Annotated in this window: 15 protein-coding genes; 7 read left to right on the top strand and 8 right to left on the bottom strand. The window is 56.8% G+C overall.

The genetic code is table 11. The features are described 5' to 3' along the window. Nucleotides 1-558 precede the first annotated feature (558 nt). Entirely contained in the window at nt 559-1338 is a 780-nt protein-coding gene (locus ACX5K5_RS06050; RefSeq protein ID WP_459175167.1) for a helix-turn-helix transcriptional regulator, read from the bottom strand. 84 nt (nt 1339-1422) lie between these two features. On the opposite strand from ACX5K5_RS06050, the gene ilvD reads away from it, so the two are divergent. Beyond that, complete coding sequence (ilvD, locus tag ACX5K5_RS06045) at nt 1423-3345, top strand: dihydroxy-acid dehydratase (protein WP_459175166.1); 1923 nt, start codon at nt 1423-1425, stop codon at nt 3343-3345. A gap of 187 nt (nt 3346-3532) precedes the next feature. Here ilvD and ACX5K5_RS06040 read toward each other — a convergent pair whose 3' ends face one another. The 3 genes from ACX5K5_RS06040 to ACX5K5_RS06030 form a co-directional block, all read right to left on the bottom strand. Further along, nucleotides 3533-4258, bottom strand: coding sequence for a glycosyltransferase family 2 protein (locus tag ACX5K5_RS06040; protein ID WP_459175165.1), 726 nt, complete (start codon nt 4256-4258; stop codon nt 3533-3535). Between the two features lie 2 nt (nt 4259-4260). Next, on the bottom strand, nt 4261-4731 hold the full coding sequence (locus tag ACX5K5_RS06035) for a DUF2238 domain-containing protein (RefSeq protein WP_459175164.1): 471 nt from the start codon (nt 4729-4731) through the stop codon (nt 4261-4263). Between the two features lie 241 nt (nt 4732-4972). Continuing rightward, nucleotides 4973-6103: a ferrochelatase gene (locus ACX5K5_RS06030; protein WP_459175424.1), complete on the bottom strand. Its 1131-nt coding sequence runs from the start codon at nt 6101-6103 to the stop codon at nt 4973-4975. A gap of 554 nt (nt 6104-6657) precedes the next feature. On the opposite strand from ACX5K5_RS06030, the gene ACX5K5_RS06025 reads away from it, so the two are divergent. The 4 genes from ACX5K5_RS06025 (at nt 6658) to hpaD (ending at nt 11515) form a co-directional block, all read left to right on the top strand. Further along, nucleotides 6658-8160 (top strand): fumarylacetoacetate hydrolase family protein, encoded by a 1503-nt coding sequence (locus ACX5K5_RS06025; RefSeq protein ID WP_459175163.1) that lies wholly within the window; start codon nt 6658-6660, stop codon nt 8158-8160. Next, the gene (locus tag ACX5K5_RS06020; RefSeq protein ID WP_459175162.1) at nt 8160-8819 is read left to right on the top strand and encodes a GntR family transcriptional regulator; all 660 of its coding nucleotides are present in this window, start codon (nt 8160-8162) and stop codon (nt 8817-8819) included. The genes ACX5K5_RS06025 and ACX5K5_RS06020 overlap by 1 nt, the downstream gene beginning before the upstream one ends. Before the next feature lie 64 nt (nt 8820-8883). Further along, a complete protein-coding gene (gene hpaE / locus ACX5K5_RS06015; RefSeq protein WP_188686464.1) occupies nt 8884-10371 on the top strand; it encodes a 5-carboxymethyl-2-hydroxymuconate semialdehyde dehydrogenase in 1488 nt (495 codons plus the stop codon). A 46-nt stretch (nt 10372-10417) separates the two neighbouring features. Then, a complete protein-coding gene (hpaD, locus tag ACX5K5_RS06010; protein ID WP_096256364.1) occupies nt 10418-11515 on the top strand; it encodes a 3,4-dihydroxyphenylacetate 2,3-dioxygenase in 1098 nt (365 codons plus the stop codon). A gap of 104 nt (nt 11516-11619) precedes the next feature. Here hpaD and ACX5K5_RS06005 read toward each other — a convergent pair whose 3' ends face one another. Then, the gene (locus ACX5K5_RS06005) at nt 11620-11850 is read right to left on the bottom strand and encodes a hypothetical protein (protein ID WP_459175161.1); all 231 of its coding nucleotides are present in this window, start codon (nt 11848-11850) and stop codon (nt 11620-11622) included. A 327-nt stretch (nt 11851-12177) separates the two neighbouring features. Between ACX5K5_RS06005 and ACX5K5_RS06000 the strand changes: the two genes are divergently transcribed. Together ACX5K5_RS06000 and ACX5K5_RS05995 are read left to right on the top strand one after the other, a co-directional pair. Beyond that, nucleotides 12178-13818, top strand: a complete 1641-nt coding sequence (locus ACX5K5_RS06000) for an ABC-F family ATP-binding cassette domain-containing protein (RefSeq protein WP_459175160.1) — start codon at nt 12178-12180, stop codon at nt 13816-13818. 175 nt (nt 13819-13993) lie between these two features. Further along, complete coding sequence (locus tag ACX5K5_RS05995) at nt 13994-15091, top strand: fatty acid desaturase family protein (RefSeq protein ID WP_096256328.1); 1098 nt, start codon at nt 13994-13996, stop codon at nt 15089-15091. A 77-nt stretch (nt 15092-15168) separates the two neighbouring features. Here ACX5K5_RS05995 and ACX5K5_RS05990 read toward each other — a convergent pair whose 3' ends face one another. The 3 genes from ACX5K5_RS05990 to ACX5K5_RS05980 all read right to left on the bottom strand — a co-directional run bounded on the left by ACX5K5_RS05990 (nt 15169) and on the right by ACX5K5_RS05980 (nt 17942). Then, on the bottom strand, nt 15169-15534 hold the full coding sequence (locus tag ACX5K5_RS05990) for an META domain-containing protein (protein ID WP_096256329.1): 366 nt from the start codon (nt 15532-15534) through the stop codon (nt 15169-15171). 120 nt (nt 15535-15654) lie between these two features. Then, a complete protein-coding gene (locus tag ACX5K5_RS05985) occupies nt 15655-17097 on the bottom strand; it encodes an MFS transporter (RefSeq protein ID WP_459175159.1) in 1443 nt (480 codons plus the stop codon). Between the two features lie 113 nt (nt 17098-17210). Further along, nucleotides 17211-17942, bottom strand: coding sequence for a TetR/AcrR family transcriptional regulator (locus ACX5K5_RS05980; RefSeq protein WP_096256331.1), 732 nt, complete (start codon nt 17940-17942; stop codon nt 17211-17213). Between the last annotated feature and the right edge of the window lie 31 nt (nt 17943-17973).

Below are 17973 nucleotides of genomic sequence, written 5' to 3'. Positions count from 1 at the left end.
ATTTTGCAGTGCACAATCAGTCCTTGTTCAACCGTTTTTTGTCAAGATAAGCCACCGGAAGAAATCGAAGAATCCTTCATAAAAATAGGTCAGGCGTAGGAGTGTTCACTCCTCTTTCGTATTCGGAAGAATTCGCTGCAGTTAGTGAGGAGGGCGAGCTATACCTGATTACTCGGGCAGATAGCGGAGACGTCGAAGCTACAGCAACGCTCAATGGCTTAGCATCGAACGTGATGATCCTGCCGAAGTGAAGCGGGATGGCCTAATCCCTTCGCTTATATACAGCAATGGACATCCCGGGAGTTGCACTCACAATGATGCCACGAGATCTCACCGAAAAGTTTCGCACAGAAAGCTACCTACGGTTCAGGGAATTATGAAGTCCGCGTCCGTCACCAAAGCTCCATGCCGAAAAATTTTGGACTAGCCTTCATGCCCGTGTCCACCGAAACCGCGAATCAGCTCGGGCAGATCAGCATTCCTCGACGCGACGGATCGAAGTTCATGATGGAACCGAGCTAAGAGTCGCTACAGTTCAGCTTTACGAACCGCGAATTTCTACAGTGGCGCGTACACCAACAAGGTGAGATCCGGAGCCTCCGCCGGAGTCAGGTTGTGCTGCTCGTACCGGGTGAGACCCTTATCGGGGTGTTGGAAGAGTCTCTCGCGTGTGCCGAATCCGGCTACATCTCGTTCCTTCCAGATCGCGGCGAACTCCGGTGACGCTTCCGATACGCGTGCCACGATGCCACTATCCCCCGAGGGGCTGAGCCAGCCCCGGGTTTCGGCACGGAAGCTGCCCACGAAGCTTCGGCTCTGCGTTTCCCAGTCCGGGAGCATCTCTCTTAGTTGGTCATCGGTGAATACCAGCCAGAGCAGGTTCCTATCGGCCTCATCCAGAGAATCAATGCGCGGATAGAGCTTCGCATAATCCGCGTTCCAGCCGATAATCGTCCAGTCCGCGGCAAGTAAGAACGCGGGGAAACCAAGTGCATCCACTAACCGTCGGAGTGCCGGAGTAAATTCGCTGGCGACTTCTGGTGTTTTTTCTCCATGCCCACCCAATGACAGTAGATAAGTACTCTCCACTGGAGTCAACCGGAAGAGCCGGGCCAGCGAGTCCAGCACCTGGCGCGACGGATTGATATCGCGTGCCTGCTCCAGCCACGTGTACCAGGTGACCGAGACCCCGGCGAGGGTCGCAACTTCCTCGCGACGCAACCCGCGTACGCGGCTTCGTCCAACCTCAGGCAGTCCATGCGAGGCGCGCTCGGCACGTGCCCGGCGGTCTTTGAGGAAACCGGCAAGCTCTTCCCTGCGTCGCTGACCTGCATTCATTCTTGATCCTATTTATCATGGTAGTAGTACTACTAGTATCAATGCCGTCTGGGTTTGGGGGCAAATCTATGATGAGATTTTAAAATGACCACATATCGTTCACACACCATCACTCACGGCCGCAACATGGCAGGTGCCCGCGCGCTGCTGCGTGCAGCCGGCGTCAACGGCGCAGATCTCGGACGCAAGCCGATCATCGCCGTGGCCAACAGCTTCACCGAATTCGTTCCGGGACACACCCACCTGCAGCCAGTAGGCCGCATCGTCTCCGACGCCATCATCGAGGCCGGCGGCATCCCCCGCGAATTTAACACCATTGCCGTTGACGACGGCATTGCCATGGGTCACGGCGGCATGCTCTACTCCCTGCCTTCGCGGGATCTGATTGCCGACTCGGTCGAGTACATGGTCAACGCACACTGCGCGGACGCGCTGATCTGCATTTCCAACTGCGACAAGATCACCCCGGGCATGCTCATGGCAGCCCTGCGCTTGAATATCCCTACCGTGTTCGTCTCCGGCGGCCCCATGGAATCCGGCCGCGCCACGCTGGTTGACGGCACCGTGCGCACCCTGGACCTGGTCGATGCCATCTCCGAGGCAGTGAACGAGAACGTCTCTGATGCAGACCTGCTGCGCATCGAAGAATCGGCCTGCCCTACCTGTGGTTCATGCTCGGGGATGTTCACCGCTAACTCAATGAACTGCCTGACCGAAGCCATGGGTTTGGCCCTGCCGGGCAACGGCTCCACCCTGGCCACTCACACCGCACGCACCGCACTGTATCAAAACGCCGGTAAGACCATCGTGGATATCGCCAACCGCTTCTACGCGGACAGCGACCAGACGGTATTGCCACGCAATATCGCCACCATCGAGGCCTTCGGCAACGCGATGACCTTGGATATCGCCATGGGCGGCTCCACCAACACGATTCTTCACCTGCTGGCTGCAGCCCACGAGGCCGGCGTCGAGTTTGGGCTGGAAGAAATCAATGAAATTTCCGGCCGGGTACCATGCCTTGCCAAGGTCGCCCCGAACTCCGCCGGTGCAGGGAAGATCTACTACATGGAAGATGTCCACCGTGCCGGTGGCATCCCTGCCATCCTCGGCGAACTGCGCCGCGGCGGACTGCTCGATGACACCGTGAACACCGTGCATGCCGCCACCATGGGCGAGGTGCTGGACGACTGGGATATCCGCGGTGGCAAAGCCACCGCGGAGGCCCTGGAATTGTGGCACGCCGCTCCGGGTGGTGTACGTTCCTCCACCGCCGGCTCGCAGTCAGCACGCTGGGAAGAACTGGATACCGACGCAGCCGAAGGCTGCATCCACTCCGTGGAACACGCCTTCTCCAAGGACGGCGGATTGGCCGTGTTGCGCGGCAACATCGCCGTCGATGGTGCGGTCGTCAAGACCGCCGGCGTAGACCCCTCCATCTGGACCTTCTCCGGACCGGCAGTGGTCTGCGAGTCCCAGGACGAGGCGGTGGAGAAGATCCTGAACAAGCAGGTTAAGGCAGGCGACGTAGTCGTCATCCGTTACGAGGGGCCAAAGGGCGGTCCGGGTATGCAGGAAATGCTCTACCCAACCTCATTCCTCAAGGGACGCGGACTGGGCAAGTCTTGCGCACTGATCACCGATGGCCGCTTCTCCGGCGGCACTTCGGGACTATCCATTGGACACGTCTCCCCCGAGGCAGCTTCCGGTGGAATGATCGCCTTGGTAGAAGACGGGGATATCATCTCCATTGACATCCCAACCCGCGACCTGACGCTGAACGTAGCTGATGATGTGCTCGCCGAGCGCCGCGAGCGTTTGCTGGCTACTACCGGTTACCGTCCAGCAAGCCGTGAACGCGTGGTCTCCCCCGCGCTGCGCGCCTACGCCGCGATGGCATTGTCCGCGGACAAGGGCGCCGTGCGCGACGTTGATCGTGTAGAGCGCGCACTGCGCGAAGCTGATGAACGAGCTGCTGCGGCTATGCGCATCACCACCGACGCGTAACCAACAACGCTCCAACAGACAAGGACCCAGAATGATTCATCTTCATTCTGGGTCCTTGTCTGTTCCTCAATGCCAAGCCGAGTCTCAATCTTTCCAAACTACTGCTTGCCGACCTGAGAAGTAGAAATGAACCAAATTCGGTATCAAGTTGGAACCAGATCTGTGGCCTTCAGGGTGATTTTCGGGCTTAATTCAACCGTAAAACAGACTGCCAGCGTTCGAATATCCCCTTTACTCCACCATGTCTCTTCAATGTATTCAAGGCAAGGCGACTGGAATCTCGAAAGCCCCGGGGGCGGAGGAAAACTCTCCCAGCCGCGCCCATACGAAGTGTCGGCAGGAACTTCAGGACAAAGCTCTGGTGCGCGGCGCAACTTAGATCAAGGTCATCATGAATACTGGTCCCGGTACGGCTGACTCGTTCGCGTACCTCATTCCAGAGAGTGCTTCGGAACGCCATATTTGATCCCCAAAGAGGAACCGTGGCCAGAGCAGAACCGAGCAGGAAAAAATATCCCACGGCGTAAAGAGCTGAACCTATGGAGCGGGTTCCTAGGGGTAAATCATAAAAGAACCCCGGACCCGTCAGCGCGTCGGTAGTCGGATCTTCAACGAATTTCTTGTCGATTCTCGCGAGCCAATCCGCCGGAGGCCGAGAATCCGCATCACAGCGCACAATAATGTCCCCAGTTGCGTTGTCATATCCTGTGGCTGCCGCTGCGGGAATGCCGATAATTTTTTCGACAATGACTGTAGCACCGGCAGATCGCGCGACCGTGACGCTAGCATCTGTGCACCCGTTGTCGACAACAATAATCTCGTCGGCCGGTAAGCTCTGACGTGCCAGATGATCCAGGAGAATCTTCAAATACTCCTCATCGTTGAGCACGGGGATCACAATGCTGATTCGCATATCTACTGAAACTTTCTACTCGAACTGATCCAATACACAGTTCCAAGGGTGCCTAAAATACCGGCGAGAATATCAGTCACGCTATCTAATATTCCCACCCCAATCTCCTGGGAAATCAGGTAGTAGCCGGCCCATTCCCCGACCTCCCAGAGCACTGCGGCCAAAGACCCGTATGTTAGAAGCACGAAGGCTAGATTCCGTTGCTGGGCTTGGCTGGCCCTCTGGGTTAGGCCTTTTCGGTGGACGAGGATGTCGTAGATCAAAACGGTAACCACCGCCATGACTATGAGGTGCATCGCGAGATCCAACCACCAGATGACTTGGTAGAGTCCAATCATGCTAAATAGCCCAGCGGAGATGAAGACGAGCTGGCCAGTCAGGTCTTGTGCACGCGATCCTGCGTAATATCGAAGCAGGCATGTGCCACCGGCAACCAGAGCCATCGCCGCAGCTGCGGCAGGGCCTGAACTCATCCACGCCAGGGGGACCAAAAATATCGCGCCAAGTCTCCATAGATCACTAGCGTGGAATCTAAAAGTTGCCTCGTAAGCAGTTGAGACCAAGGTAGGGATACCGTTCCTTCCCTGCTGTTTGCACCGTAGAAAATTGTTGTAAGCCTACTGCACAGAGTTCACTGGTTATCCGCGAGGTGCTGCATATCCCGCAGCTTTTTCCACGGGAGCGCACACCTGCTGAAATACCCAAGCTGATTACTCATTCTTGAGTTACTGCCCTGCTCCAGTTTGGAAACGTATTTTTCAACTTTGCACCTTCACAGCACGTCAGGGAACACGCTCCACTACCTGGAATCAGCGCCGTCCCAGCGTTGATGACTGCAGGATCGACCTGCTCTTCTCTGACCTGCGCTACTCTTTCAAGCACCAGGTCAACTAGGCCACTGACAAATGGTGAGGAAGTCCCCACACTTTCTGCGCGTAGAAAAGACATCCCTAGTTCTTGGGCTGTTTCAGCAGCCTCGGTGTCCAAATCGAATTTGACCTCCATATGATCAGAGACAAACCCGATAGGAACTACGAGCACCCCCTCGATGCCCTCTTGGGACAGCTCACGCATACGATCATTGATGTCTGGTTCCAACCAAGGAGTATGCGGAGAGCCCGAACGGGAGCAAAAGACCAGTTCGGCATCGAGCTTGTCATCCCCTTCAAGTTCCTGTCCGATCCAGTTGATTAGTTCCTCATGCTGCACTTGGTACCCCGGTGTAAAACGTTCGGAGGTGCCTTGCATTGTGGAAGGGATTGAGTGGGTAACGTACAGAATCTTATGACGTATGGGGTCTAGCTCGCCGGCTATTTCCTTAAATCGTGACAGCCCATCCCGCACGCATTTAAGCTCTGCACCAGCGAATCCGGGGTGGTTGTAGTACTGCCGAATCTTTTCAAAAGTGATCTTTAGCCCCTCACCGTCTAGGGTGCCCACCGTTTCAGCAAAGTCTTCACGATATTGTCGGCATGACGAATAGGAGGAGTATGCCGAAGTATCAATGGCTAAGAAATTCCTCGCACCCGAGTTAGAAGCATGCTCCCGAATAACATCGGTAAGATATGGGTTCCAATTTCGATTTCCCCATAATATCGGCGTGAGAATTCCGCGAGAGCTGAATTCGTTCTTCAGAGCCTGCAGTAGTGCTTGATTCTGTTCGTTAATGGGAGATTTGCCGCCGAAAAGGTAGTAATGCTCCCCGACTTCCTTGAGACGTTCATCAGGGATTCCGCGTCCGCGAGTGACGTTTTGTAGAAACGGAAGAACGTCTTGGGGCTTTTCGGGGCCTCCAAACGACATCAGTACTACTGCATCAAAGGGCTGTAGATCCACATTTTCCATCGGTTTCACTCACTGATTCGTCGTCTGAATTTGGTTTTACCTGCATAAATTTCGAGGTCATGGTGCAGTAGGCAATCAATGTCGGGACACGCTGCGAAAGCATGAACCCTCCGTGCCCAAATGTTTTCCCGCCGAAATTTATCAAGCTCACAAAAGTATCTTACCTAGCTAACAATACACTTAGTGAATAAAGCTGATATCGACTGTAATTTCACAGGAAACCTCAAGGGGCGCTGAAAGGGGTCCATGCGCGAATTAGACCCTTAGTGCTCCTCATTAAAACCGTCGGATCATATATGCGATTTCGCAACTTCACCGTCCGGCAGGCGGGCTACTTCTCCCACCAATTCGGATTCCTAATAGTGGTTTTTTATCTTGTCGACAGGTGAGGAATCAAGGGTCACTTCCCCGAAATAACGCGAATATTGCCCTCGCGAAAGCCCCAACCTAGATCCGGAGAAGCAAATCCCCTTCAATGACTTGACACCGATTGAGATTGAGAGCACACTAGATCGTATACGATTTGATGTACGACGAAAGTGGGAAAATCAAAGATGAGTAATCCGATTCCGGTCAGCGAAGAAACTTTCGCTCAGGCTGGCAAGGTTCTTGCAGTACACCTGAGCTACTCCTCGCGAGCAGCACAGCGTGGACGCACTCCTAAATTCCCGAGCTACTTCATGAAGGCTTCCAGCTCACTGGCAACCACCGGCTCAACTGTGGAACGTCCAGCTGGTACCGAATTGCTCGCCTTCGAAGGCGAAATCGCATTGATCATCGGCAAGGCTGCCCGCCGCGTTTCCGTTGAAGAAGCCTGGAGCTACGTCGGTTCGGTCACCGCCTCCAACGACTTGGGTGTCCATGACATCAAGTACGCGGATAAGGGATCAAATATCCGCTCGAAGTCCGGCGACGGTTACACCCCAATGGGCCCAACCGCTCTCGCTGCAGCCGAGCTGGATCCCGCCAAGCTACGCGTACAGACCTGGGTCAATGGCAACCTCGTTCAGGATGCAGATACCTCGGAACTGCTCTTCTCCTTCGCGCAGATCGTTGCAGATCTTTCGCAGCAGATGACTTTGCAGCCAGGCGACGTCATCCTCACCGGTACCCCAGCAGGCTCCTCCGTATTCTTCCCAGGCGACGTCGTCGAGGTCGAGGTCACCGACCTACTCACCGGTGCTACCACCGGCCGCTTGAAGACCACCGCTGTTGAAGGCACTTCCACTTTCGCGGACTTCGGCAACCAGCCAAAGGTCACCGATAAGGATAAGGAAGACGCTTACGGCGACCGTGAAACCGCAGGCATGCCGGCACTGGTCACCGGCAAGTCGGTACTCACCGATGATGTCCGTGAACAGCTCGCTACCGTAGCTACCGCAACCTTGTCAGCTACCTTGCGCAAGCGCGGACTGAATAACGTCAACATTGAAGTACCCGGTGCAACCAAGGGCATGAAGCGTGTCATCGGTACCGCCCGCACCCTGCGCTACATTCCAAACCGCGAAGACCTGTTCAAGGCTCACGGTGCCGGATACAACATGCAGAAGCAGTCAATTGATTCCTTGCAGGATGGCGAAATCCTGGTCATGGAAGCCCGCGGGGAAACCGGCTCGGCAACCTTGGGTGACATCCTGGCACTGCGTAGCCAGCAGCTTGGCGCCGCAGGCATCATCTCCGACGGTGGGGTGCGTGACCTTGACGCAGTCTCCGGCCTGGAAATCCCAGTGTTCTACAACGGTGCCCACCCGGCAGTCTTGGGTCGCAAGCACGTGGCCTGGGACAAGGACATCACCGTGGCTTGCGGTGGCGTCTCCGTCCAGCCAGGTGACGTCATCGTTGCAGATTCTGATGGCATCGTAGTGATCCCACCGGCAATGGTCGCCGAGGTCGCCGCGGAAGCCATGGTCACCGAGTCCAATGACGAATTCATCTTCGCCATGGTCCAGCGTGGCCACGGTATCGAGGGCCTGTTCCCTATGAACGCCGAGTGGAAAGCAAAGTACAACGCCTGGAAGGACGCCGGATCCCCGGATCTGGCCACCTGGGAGCTGTAATGACTACCTCCAAGTCAGAGGTCGCCTACGCGCTGGTCTCCGAACGAATCGTCAACGGGGCGTACTCCCCCGGATACCGACTCGTTCTGGGAACCATCGCCGAGGAACTGGGCTGCTCCGTAGTCCCGGTCCGCGAGGCGATCCGGCGCTTGGAGGCCGAAGGTCTGGTGCACTTCACCCGCAACGTAGGTGCCACCGTGGCGCAGGTGGATTCAACCCTCTACCTGCACACCATGCAGACCCTCGCGGTCATCGAACCAGCAGCCACCGCGTTGGCCGCGTCCGCCATGGACGAGGCTTGGCTGGCCAAAGCGCAGGATCTCAATGATCAAATGCGCCGGTGCCTGGAAGCGTTTGACCCGGTGGCCTTCACCGAGTTGAACAACGAGTTCCACCAGCAGCTCTACAGCCAGTGCCCTAACCCGCACATCTTGGATCTGGTCCAACGCGGATGGCGCCGACTCGCAGCAATGCGAGCCAGCTCCTTCACCCACATCCCGCACCGTGCCAAGCAGTCGGTGGAAGAACACCAGCATCTGCTGGAGCTCATCGGGGCGCATGCTTCTCCGAAAGAAATCGAAGAAGCCGCTCGCATCCACCGCACCAACACGCTCAACGCCTACCTGGCCCAGGCCAATATGGCACCCAGCGCCATCTAGACCCCATAATTTTTCATTATTTCAAGTCTTTCATTGATGAAAGCAACGCGAAAGGAAAACATCCATGAGCAACGTTCCAGAAAATCTCCCAACTCACCTGCAGCACTACATCGATGGAAAGTTCGTCGATTCCATCTCGGGCAAAACCTTCGATGTGCAGGAGCCGGTCAAGAACGAAAACTACGCCACCGTAGCTTCGGCTCAGCCAGAAGACGTTGACCTGGCAGTAGCCGCCGCCAACAAGGCCTTCAAGGAAGGTCCATGGTCCAAGATGCTGCCGCGTGAGCGTTCCCGCGTGCTGCACAAAATTGCTGACATCGTCGAGTCCCGCGACGAAGAGCTGGCACTGCTGGAGTCCTTCGACTCCGGTCTGCCAATCACCCAGGCCAAGGGCCAGGCCCGCCGCGCGGCTGAGAACTTCCGTTTCTTCGCTGATCTGATCGTCGCCCAGGTGGATAACACCTTCCGTGTTCCAGGTCGCCAGATGAACTACGTGAACCGCAAGCCAATTGGCGTCGCAGCACTGATCACCCCTTGGAACGTTCCGTTCATGCAGGAATCATGGAAGCTAGCTCCGGCCATCGCTACCGGCAACTCGGTCGTACTCAAGCCTGCCAGCTACACCCCGCTGTCGGCGGTACTGTGGCCAGAAATCTTCCGCGAAGCAGGACTGCCAGAGGGCGTCTTCAACCTGGTCTTCGGCTCGGGCGGAGTGGCCGGCGACTACCTGGTCAAGCACCCGGACGTGCCACTGGTGTCCTTCACCGGTGACAGCTCCACCGGCGCCACCATCTCCACCGCGGCGGCCCCACAGTTCAAGGGCTTGTCCCTGGAACTGGGTGGCAAGTCCCCAGCCATCGTCTTCGCAGACGCCGACCTAGACGCAGCACTGGATGCCACCGTCTTCGGTGTGTTCTCGCTGAACGGTGAGCGTTGCACCGCCGGCTCCCGCGTGCTGGTTCAGCGCGAAATCTATGATGATTTTGTTGCTAAGTTTGCGCAGCGCGCCAAGAACATCCGCGTTGGCCTGCCAAGCGATCCAAAGACCGAGGTCGGCTCGCTGGTTCACCCGAACCACTTCGACAAGGTCATGAGCTACATCGAAATCGGCAAGAAGGAAGGCCGTTTGCTCGCCGGTGGCGGACGCGCAGAAGGCTTCGAGACGGGCAACTACGTTGCTCCGACCGTCTTCGCCGATGTTGCTCCAGAGGCACAGATCTTCCAGGACGAAATCTTCGGCCCAGTCGTAGCGATCACCCCGTTCGACACCGATGAAGAAGCGCTGGAACTGGCCAACAACACCAAGTACGGCCTAGCCGCTTACGTGTGGACCACCAACCTGAAGCGTGCGCACAACTTCGCACACGCCATCGATTCGGGCATGGTCTGGCTGAACTCAAACAACGTCCGTGACCTGCGCACCCCATTCGGTGGCGTGAAGGCTTCGGGTCTGGGCCGCGAGGGAGGCTACCGCTCGGTGGACTTCTACACCACCCAGCAGTCGATTCAGATCACCCTGAACGAGTCCCACTCCCCTAAGTTCGGCGTCTAACCCACCTTCTCGCTTTTGCAAAGGAGCAAACACCATGGCTAAAGAAATCAATAACCCAATCCCTACCCCATCGGTTCCAGCGCCGGATATCCTGCGCTGCGCCTACGCGGAACTGGTCGTCACCGACCTGGCCGCATCGCGCAAGTTCTACGTAGACGTTCTGGGTCTGCACGTCTCCTACGAGGATGACACCCAGATCTACCTGCGTTCCTTCGAAGAGTTCATCCACCACAACCTGGTCCTGACTCTCGGCCCGGTAGCAGCACTGAAGGCTATGGCTTTCCGTGTGCGCTCCACCGCCGAGGTAGACGCCGCTGAAGCGTACTACAAGGAATTGGGTTGCCGCACCGAGCGTCGCGCCGAGGGCTTTGTCCGCGGAATCGGCGATTCGGTCCGCGTGGAAGATCCACTGGGCTTCCCATACGAGTTCTTCTTCGAGACCGAGCACGTAGAACGCCTGCACATGCGCTACGACCTCTACTCGGCTGGCGAATTGGTCCGTCTGGACCACTTCAACCAGGTCACCCCGGACGTGCCACGCGGCCGCGCTTACCTCGAGGACCTGGGCTTCCGCGTCACCGAAGACATCCAGGACGAAGAAGGCACCACCTACGCAGCATGGATGCACCGCAAGGGCACCGTACACGACACCGCGCTCACCGGTGGCAACGGTCCACGCCTGCACCACGTAGCCTTCTCCACCCACGAGAAGCACAACATCATCCAGATCTGCGACAAGATGGGCGCACTGCGCATCTCGGACCGCATCGAGCGCGGCCCAGGCCGCCACGGTGTCTCCAACGCGTTCTACCTGTACATCCTGGATCCAGATGACCACCGCATCGAGATCTACACCCAGGATTACTACACCGGCGACCCGGACAACCCGGTCATCACCTGGGACGTGCATGACAACCAGCGCCGCGACTGGTGGGGCAACCCGGTAGTCCCATCGTGGTACACCGAAGCCTCAAAGGTCCTTGACCTGGATGGCAACGTGCAGGAAGTTATCACCCGCACCGACAGCTCCGAAATGGATGTCACCGTCGGCGCCGATGGCTTCTCCTACACCCGCGAGAAGGACGAAGACGGCACCTACCGCGGCGAGCCTTCCAAGGGCTTCAAGCTCGGCAACCAGGTCTAGGACCTCGCCGAGGCAGCTTCCCTGAGCTGCTACGTGAAGATCCCGGGTCACCAGCGATTGAATTCGCTGGTGACCCGGGATTTTTGGCCTTCAAGCATGATTAATTAGCGGCGCACCGGGTAACGCAGGTGGAGCGCCGGGCCGCCAACCTCGCCGGCGGAGACCTTGACACTGCGTTCACCGGCGGGTTGCTGCGCCTTGGCCACGGCTACCGAGACAGAGTCGACGAAGTGGAATGGCACCTTGGGGTCCCAGCCCTTAGATCTTGGCAGGTCGTTTTCGTCCGCGATGAAGCCGTCCACCGACGCCGAGCCGCAAATGACAACCTTGCTCAAAGTCTCCTTCAAAAGTGCGGTTCATTACCGAACGAGTGGACAATACCTAAACAAAGTTCAACAGTGCGGCGAGAGATCCCCGAGCTCACAATGCGAGAGCTGCTTATGGCAACGGTCCGTAAAGCTTCCGGCCATTGCACATGTTGTATCCCGATTCATTCTCTCTCCCGTTCCCATTCTTTGATTCGCCCGTGGTGCGAAAGATTCCCGCATTCAAAGTGCCATGTCCATTTCCGAGTCATCAGCAATTTATCCTCTCCAAACATCACACCCGAGCTGGCAAAGAAGGAGCAATTCCACTGGCCAAAACCCCCTAGAATGAGAGCCATGACTGCAACACTGGTGGCCAAGGACCTTTCCGGGGGCCATGCCGATCGAACTCTCTTCTCCAAACTCAGCTTCACCCTCTCTCCGGGGGATGTGTATGGAATCGTAGGTGCCAACGGCGCAGGGAAAACCACGTTGCTTCGCCTGCTCGCAGGCGTTGACGAACCCATGGGCGGCACCGTCTCCACCGCACCCGATGGTGCATTCATCGGCTGGATGCCGCAGGAACACGACCGTCTTGAAGGCGAAACTATCGCCGGGTATCTAGCCCGCCGCACCGGTTGCGCGCAGGCCACCGCGGCCATGGAAGCGACCGCCGAGGCACTGGGTTCCGGGGCTCCCGGAGCAGATGACGCCTATGCCTTGGCCTTTGACCATTGGATGGCCTCGGGCGCCATGGACTTGGATGACCGCGCCCCTGAAGTCCTCGCGGAACTTGGCTTTGAGCTTTCCACCGACTCGCTGATGACCTCTTTGTCCGGCGGACAGGTAGCGCGCATCGCGCTGGCCGCTTTGCTGCTGAGCCGTTTTGATATCGTCCTGCTTGATGAGCCGACCAATGACCTCGATTTGGCCGGGCTGGAACGGCTGGAAACCTTTATCAATTCACTGCGCGCCGGCGTGGTGCTGGTATCCCACGACCGTGAATTCCTGGCACGTTGCACTACCGGGATCGTGGAGCTGGATCTGGCGCAGAACCAAGTCGCCGTGTACGAAGGCGGCTATGATTCGTATCTTGAAGAGCGGGACATCAACCGCCGTCATGCACGTGAAGCCTATGACGAATTCGCAGACAAAAAAGCAGATCTTGTCTCCCGTGCCCGCACCCAGCGTGAGTGGTCTTCCCAAGGCGTTCGAAATGCCATGAAGAAGAACCCGGATAATGACAAGCTGCGCCGCAAAGCATCCAATGAGTCCTCGGAAAAGCAGGCACAGAAGGTCCGCCAGATGGAGTCACGGATTAAGCGGCTCGATGAGGTCATCGAGCCTCGCAAGGAATGGGTGCTGCAATTTGAAATTGCGACGGCCCCGCGTTCTTCCACCGTGGTTTCCACACTCAATGAGGTGGCCCTGAACCGTGGACATTTCAGCTTCGGTCCACTGTCAATCCAGTTGAACGCCGCAGAGCGCATCGGCATCACCGGTCCCAACGGAGCCGGAAAATCGACATTGCTCAACTTGTTGCTGGGCAAAATCACCCCTGATTCGGGAAGCGCCTCGCTGGGTGCCTCGGTGAAGATTGGTGAAATCGATCAGGCGCGCAGCTACTTGCCCGCCGGGCTCCCTTTGGGAGAAGCATTCGAGCTCGAATTGCCGGAAATGACTTCGGCGGACGCTCGGACTTTGCTCGCAAAATTCGGCCTGAAAGCCAACCAGGCTGCTTCACTGGTCTCTGCGCTCTCCCCCGGTGAACGCACCCGTGCTGGTCTGGCTCTTTTGCAAGCACGTGGTGTGAACCTGTTGGTCCTCGATGAGCCAACCAACCACCTGGACCTACCAGCAATTGAGCAACTTGAAGAAGCTTTGGAATCCTATGAGGGTGCCTTGCTGCTCGTCACACACGACCGGCGGATGCTTGAAAATGTGCGCCTTGACGCACGCTGGGAAATAACAGACGGCCAGTTGACAGTACGGCACTAACTGTTGCCTGGCTTGGGCGGAAAATGTTGAGTATCGTCTATTACTCGATATTTCAAATTTTGGCACCGACCGGACAGTTGCTTCACAGTTTTACCAAGTAAGCTAAGGATATGGGAGCCGAGATTTTCAGTTCTTTCGACTGTAATGTCGACGCCTATCACCCAAGGATGTTTTCTTGAGCAGTAGTTCAGTACTGGACCCCGCAGGCCCGTCGGTCAAACCGGGAGATCCTAAAAGCTTTTTCCACGTCAAAAAATTGGTCGGCGACGCTGGATTAATCCAACGCCGCCGCGGACACTACGTTGGCATCGCCACCGTGCTGACGGTTCTCCTTGCAGGTACAGTTGCCGGCTTTTTCCTGCTCGGAGATAGCTGGTTCCAGCTGCTGATGGCCGGTGCACTGGGTCTGTTGCTGACCCAGTTCGCTTTCTTGGCCCATGAGGCGGCTCACCGCCAGATCCTTGCCTCGCACAAGCGCAACGACAAGCTGGGCCAGTTCTTGGCAAATATTGTTGTCGGTATCAGCTACCAGTGGTGGATGAACAAGCACAATAAGCACCACGCCACTCCGAACACCATCGGCAAGGACCCGGACATCGAGTGGGACACCATCTCGTTCCAGCCTGAAGATGCCAAGCGACAGCGTGGTTTCCTCAAGTGGATCACCGAACGCCAGGGTTACTTGTTTTTCCCGCTGCTCACACTTGAGGGCTTGAACCTGCACATGCAGTCAATCAAGTACCTATTCCAGGCTAACCGCGTGAAGAACCGCAAGCGTGAAATGACCGGTATTGCACTGCGTATCGCGCTCTACCTAGCTGCCATCTTCTACTTCCTGCCTGTCGGTATGGCATTTGCGTTCATCGGCGTGCAGCTGGCAGTCTTCGGCGTTTACATGGGTGCGTCATTCGCTCCGAATCACAAGGGCATGCCCATGGTTCCCGAGAATGCACGTATCGACTTTTTCTCCCGCCAGGTACTCACCGGACGTAACGTGATGGCCAAGTCCAACTGGGGAAACCGTATTCTTTCCCACGTCTATGGCGGATTGAATTACCAGGTCGAGCATCACTTGTTCCCATCGATGCCACGCGCCAACCTGGCTGCGGTATCAAAAATCGTTCGCGAGTACTGCGACGAGCATCAGGTGCCTTACACCATTGCCAGCGTTCGTGAATCCTACTCGCAGGTCATTACCTACCTGAACAAGGTTGGCCTCTCGGCCCGCGATCCATTCGATTGCCCGCTGGTTAGCGGATACCGAATCGTCTAGTTCGAATCACTTACAAAAAATACCTCGGAATGCACCAAAAGGTTCATTCCGAGGTATTTTTGTTTTTTACCAAACAACTACCCGGCTCGCTTCAGCGTTCCAAGTTCGGCATTTTCCGCATCCAGCACCAGCATGCTGTCACCATTGATCTGCGCGGTAACAGCAGAGGAGAGCCACGGGTCGATTCCAAGGCAGAACATCTTGGTGCTGCTCAACTGTTCAAAATTGATCTCTCCATCGTTGCCAGCCCATTGACCTGCGATACGGTTGCATCCGTCGTTGCCTGATACTTTCCCATCTGCTGAAAGTTCAATCCAAGGTTTACCTTGGGCCTGTTCGCCCCATACCCCCTCGGGCGCCGAAGCGCCACCGGAAGACGAGGCGCAGGAGGCCAAGGCAAACATCAGAAGTGGGATGGCTAGGACCATGGTAAGACGCTTCATCCCTCCAGCGTAGAGCGATCACAGGAGCCTTCCAACGACTTTGCCCATATTCGCCGGTACTACCCGGTGCGCCCCAATGCTCCGCCCAGCTTCAGGGTGTGGCGCTGCCTCTGTACCAGCTCAGGAAACCGCTGCTTCGTCGCGTTGTCCCCTGCGCAGATCTCCAATGGCCACGCACATGGTGATCAGCACCAGCAATGCGATGGCGGCAAAGGACAAGCTCATCGCGTTAGTCCAGCCCGAGATGTGATTGACTCCGTAGAAGATCGCAGTAATGACCGCAATGCCTACCGCCGTGCCAATACGTTGGGAGGTCTGCATCAGCCCACCGGCGCTGCCGGAGTTTTCCAGCGGTACCTCCATCAGCGTCAGCGTTTGGTTCGGCGAAATAATGAAACCTTGGGCCAGACCGATAAATGACAGTGCCAGCATCATCCACCAGATATTCAACCCCGCGCGTGCTTCCAGCTCCACTACCGCCACCGTGGCCAGCAGTCCGAACAGTGCACTCGCGGTACCGAACACGATCATCTTGCGCCCGATACTCATCACGTAATTTCCCGCCAATTGCGAGCTCACCGCAGAGAGCAGTGCCGCCGGAAGACAGATCAATCCGGCTTCCAGTGCACTGAAATCGAGTGCGCTTTGCACATAAATGGCCACGAGCACCCATACGCTGCTGACACCCATAAAATACAGTCCGGCAATCAATGAGCCGTTGGTAAAGCTGGAAATCTTAAATAGGGCCAGTTCCACCATCGGGGCACGGCCCCGCGCCTTATATTTCTTCTCCCAGTAAACCCAGAAGACCAAGATCGCTAGACCCACTACCAGCAGTGCCCACAGCGCAGGATTCTCGCGTCCCTGGACGAACGGAAGCAGGAAAGCCAACAATCCCACCGCCAGTAAGACCCCTCCCACGGGGTCTAGGTCCAGCTTTCCGGTACCGCGGATCAGCAAGGGGCGTGGCAACCACATCAATGCCAGTAGTACCGCGATGATTCCCACCGGAACGTTAATCAAAAAAGTCCAACGCCAGCCGGCATCCGGGCCAAGCCAGCCGATCAAAAAACCACCAAGAACCGGGCCAATAGCCACCGAAACGCCGATGACCGTGCCCAACAGTCCGTAAGCGCGTCCGCGCTCGTGACCTTTAAAGTGTTGTTGAATCATGCCCATAACCTGCGGGTTCAGCAGGCCAGAACCAAATCCCATAATAAAACGTGCGATATTCAGGCTGGTGGGATCCGGAGCTAGGCCGGCGAAGATTGAGGAGAGCGTAAAGATGACCACTCCGGCCACAAACATCACCCCGCGCCCCAGCACATCTCCGGCACGTCCGGCGGCAACTAACACCACGCCGAAGGTTAGCGCATATCCGGCGAGCACCCATTGCATGTCGGCTTCGGTGGCGCCGAGGGTGGACTCAATGGACGGCAGCACCACGTTGACAATGCTGACCGAAACCAATGACATAAACATCGTCGCTAGGAGCACCCCAAGCAAGCGCCACCGTGCCGCGGAGGATAAGGGCTCGGGCAGCTTTTGATCTCGCTGTGGCATGGTCCAACTTTCAACTGGTAGGCCGATACCTGACGAACTCCGCAGGAGGTCCAAAAATTTATGCGAACAAGTACTCAAGCGTCCAGGGCGAGGAAGTTATTCCCTAGTGATGCTCAGTTTCTCGCGAGAATCACTTCGATGGACAGGATCCGCATCTCCACTAGTTCAGCGAAGATCTCGTCACTGGTCTGTTCGGGAAGCTCAAGCGAAGCCCGACACATTGGCGCATCCACCTCTGGGTAGTTATCCAGCCAGCGTTCGGCCACGACTCTAGTGACTACGTCGCGGTATTGCTCCGGGGCACGGTCATAGGGGTAGTCATATTTCAGTGCGAAGCCGAGCACGTCCTGTTCTAAACAACGTGACAGACTGACCGCATTTTTTAGTGGCAGACCAATGTCTACAAAAAACTTCAGTAACCGTTCCAGCAACTCGGTGTGCCTCGGCCCGATATCGGCGGTCACACTTTCTTCCATTCCCACCAAGGTGGCGCGTGGGAACATCCGATAGACCTCACGTGAGCGGTTATAGGCTTCGCCCACGGAATCACGCCAGTTCTCCGGATCAAAATCGATGAACGGAGCCTTTTCCAAAAACTGCGCTACCGCGAGGTTGATAATCTCTTGGCGGTCAGCCACGTAGTTATACAGCGCCCGCGGGGTCACGGAGAACTCTGCCGCCAACCGGTGCATAGTCACCGCGGAGAAGCCTTCATTTCCAGCGATGTGCAAGGCACGGGCAGCTAGTTCGTCACGTGAGAACGTCGCCCAATTTGAGTCTTTTCGGGGTCGGCCTCGCCCACGCTTAGCTGGCGGTGTCGGCAAGGAATTTGGGGCGTCGCTCATAGTTCTATTCTAAGCAGTCGGGCACCTGTAT

The organism is Glutamicibacter bergerei (assembly GCF_054495185.1).
The sequence above is the reverse complement of the archived record's forward strand: the minus strand, read 5'-3'. Positions and strand labels throughout refer to the sequence as shown.

What these genes read in the sequence shown, in the direction of transcription:
- ACX5K5_RS06050 (WP_459175167.1), bottom strand. Translation starts at nt 1,338, where the DNA reads ATGAATGCAGGTCAGCGACGCAGGGAAGAGCTTGCCGGTTTCCTCAAA.
- ilvD (WP_459175166.1), top strand. Translation starts at nt 1,423, where the DNA reads ATGACCACATATCGTTCACACACCATCACTCACGGCCGCAACATGGCA.
- ACX5K5_RS06040 (WP_459175165.1), bottom strand. Translation starts at nt 4,258, where the DNA reads ATGCGAATCAGCATTGTGATCCCCGTGCTCAACGATGAGGAGTATTTG.
- ACX5K5_RS06035 (WP_459175164.1), bottom strand. Translation starts at nt 4,731, where the DNA reads ATGAGTTCAGGCCCTGCCGCAGCTGCGGCGATGGCTCTGGTTGCCGGT.
- ACX5K5_RS06030 (WP_459175424.1), bottom strand. Translation starts at nt 6,103, where the DNA reads ATGGAAAATGTGGATCTACAGCCCTTTGATGCAGTAGTACTGATGTCG.
- ACX5K5_RS06025 (WP_459175163.1), top strand. Translation starts at nt 6,658, where the DNA reads ATGAGTAATCCGATTCCGGTCAGCGAAGAAACTTTCGCTCAGGCTGGC.
- ACX5K5_RS06020 (WP_459175162.1), top strand. Translation starts at nt 8,160, where the DNA reads ATGACTACCTCCAAGTCAGAGGTCGCCTACGCGCTGGTCTCCGAACGA.
- hpaE (WP_188686464.1), top strand. Translation starts at nt 8,884, where the DNA reads ATGAGCAACGTTCCAGAAAATCTCCCAACTCACCTGCAGCACTACATC.
- ACX5K5_RS06000 (WP_459175160.1), top strand. Translation starts at nt 12,178, where the DNA reads ATGACTGCAACACTGGTGGCCAAGGACCTTTCCGGGGGCCATGCCGAT.
- ACX5K5_RS05990 (WP_096256329.1), bottom strand. Translation starts at nt 15,534, where the DNA reads ATGAAGCGTCTTACCATGGTCCTAGCCATCCCACTTCTGATGTTTGCC.
- ACX5K5_RS05985 (WP_459175159.1), bottom strand. Translation starts at nt 17,097, where the DNA reads ATGCCACAGCGAGATCAAAAGCTGCCCGAGCCCTTATCCTCCGCGGCA.
- ACX5K5_RS05980 (WP_096256331.1), bottom strand. Translation starts at nt 17,942, where the DNA reads ATGAGCGACGCCCCAAATTCCTTGCCGACACCGCCAGCTAAGCGTGGG.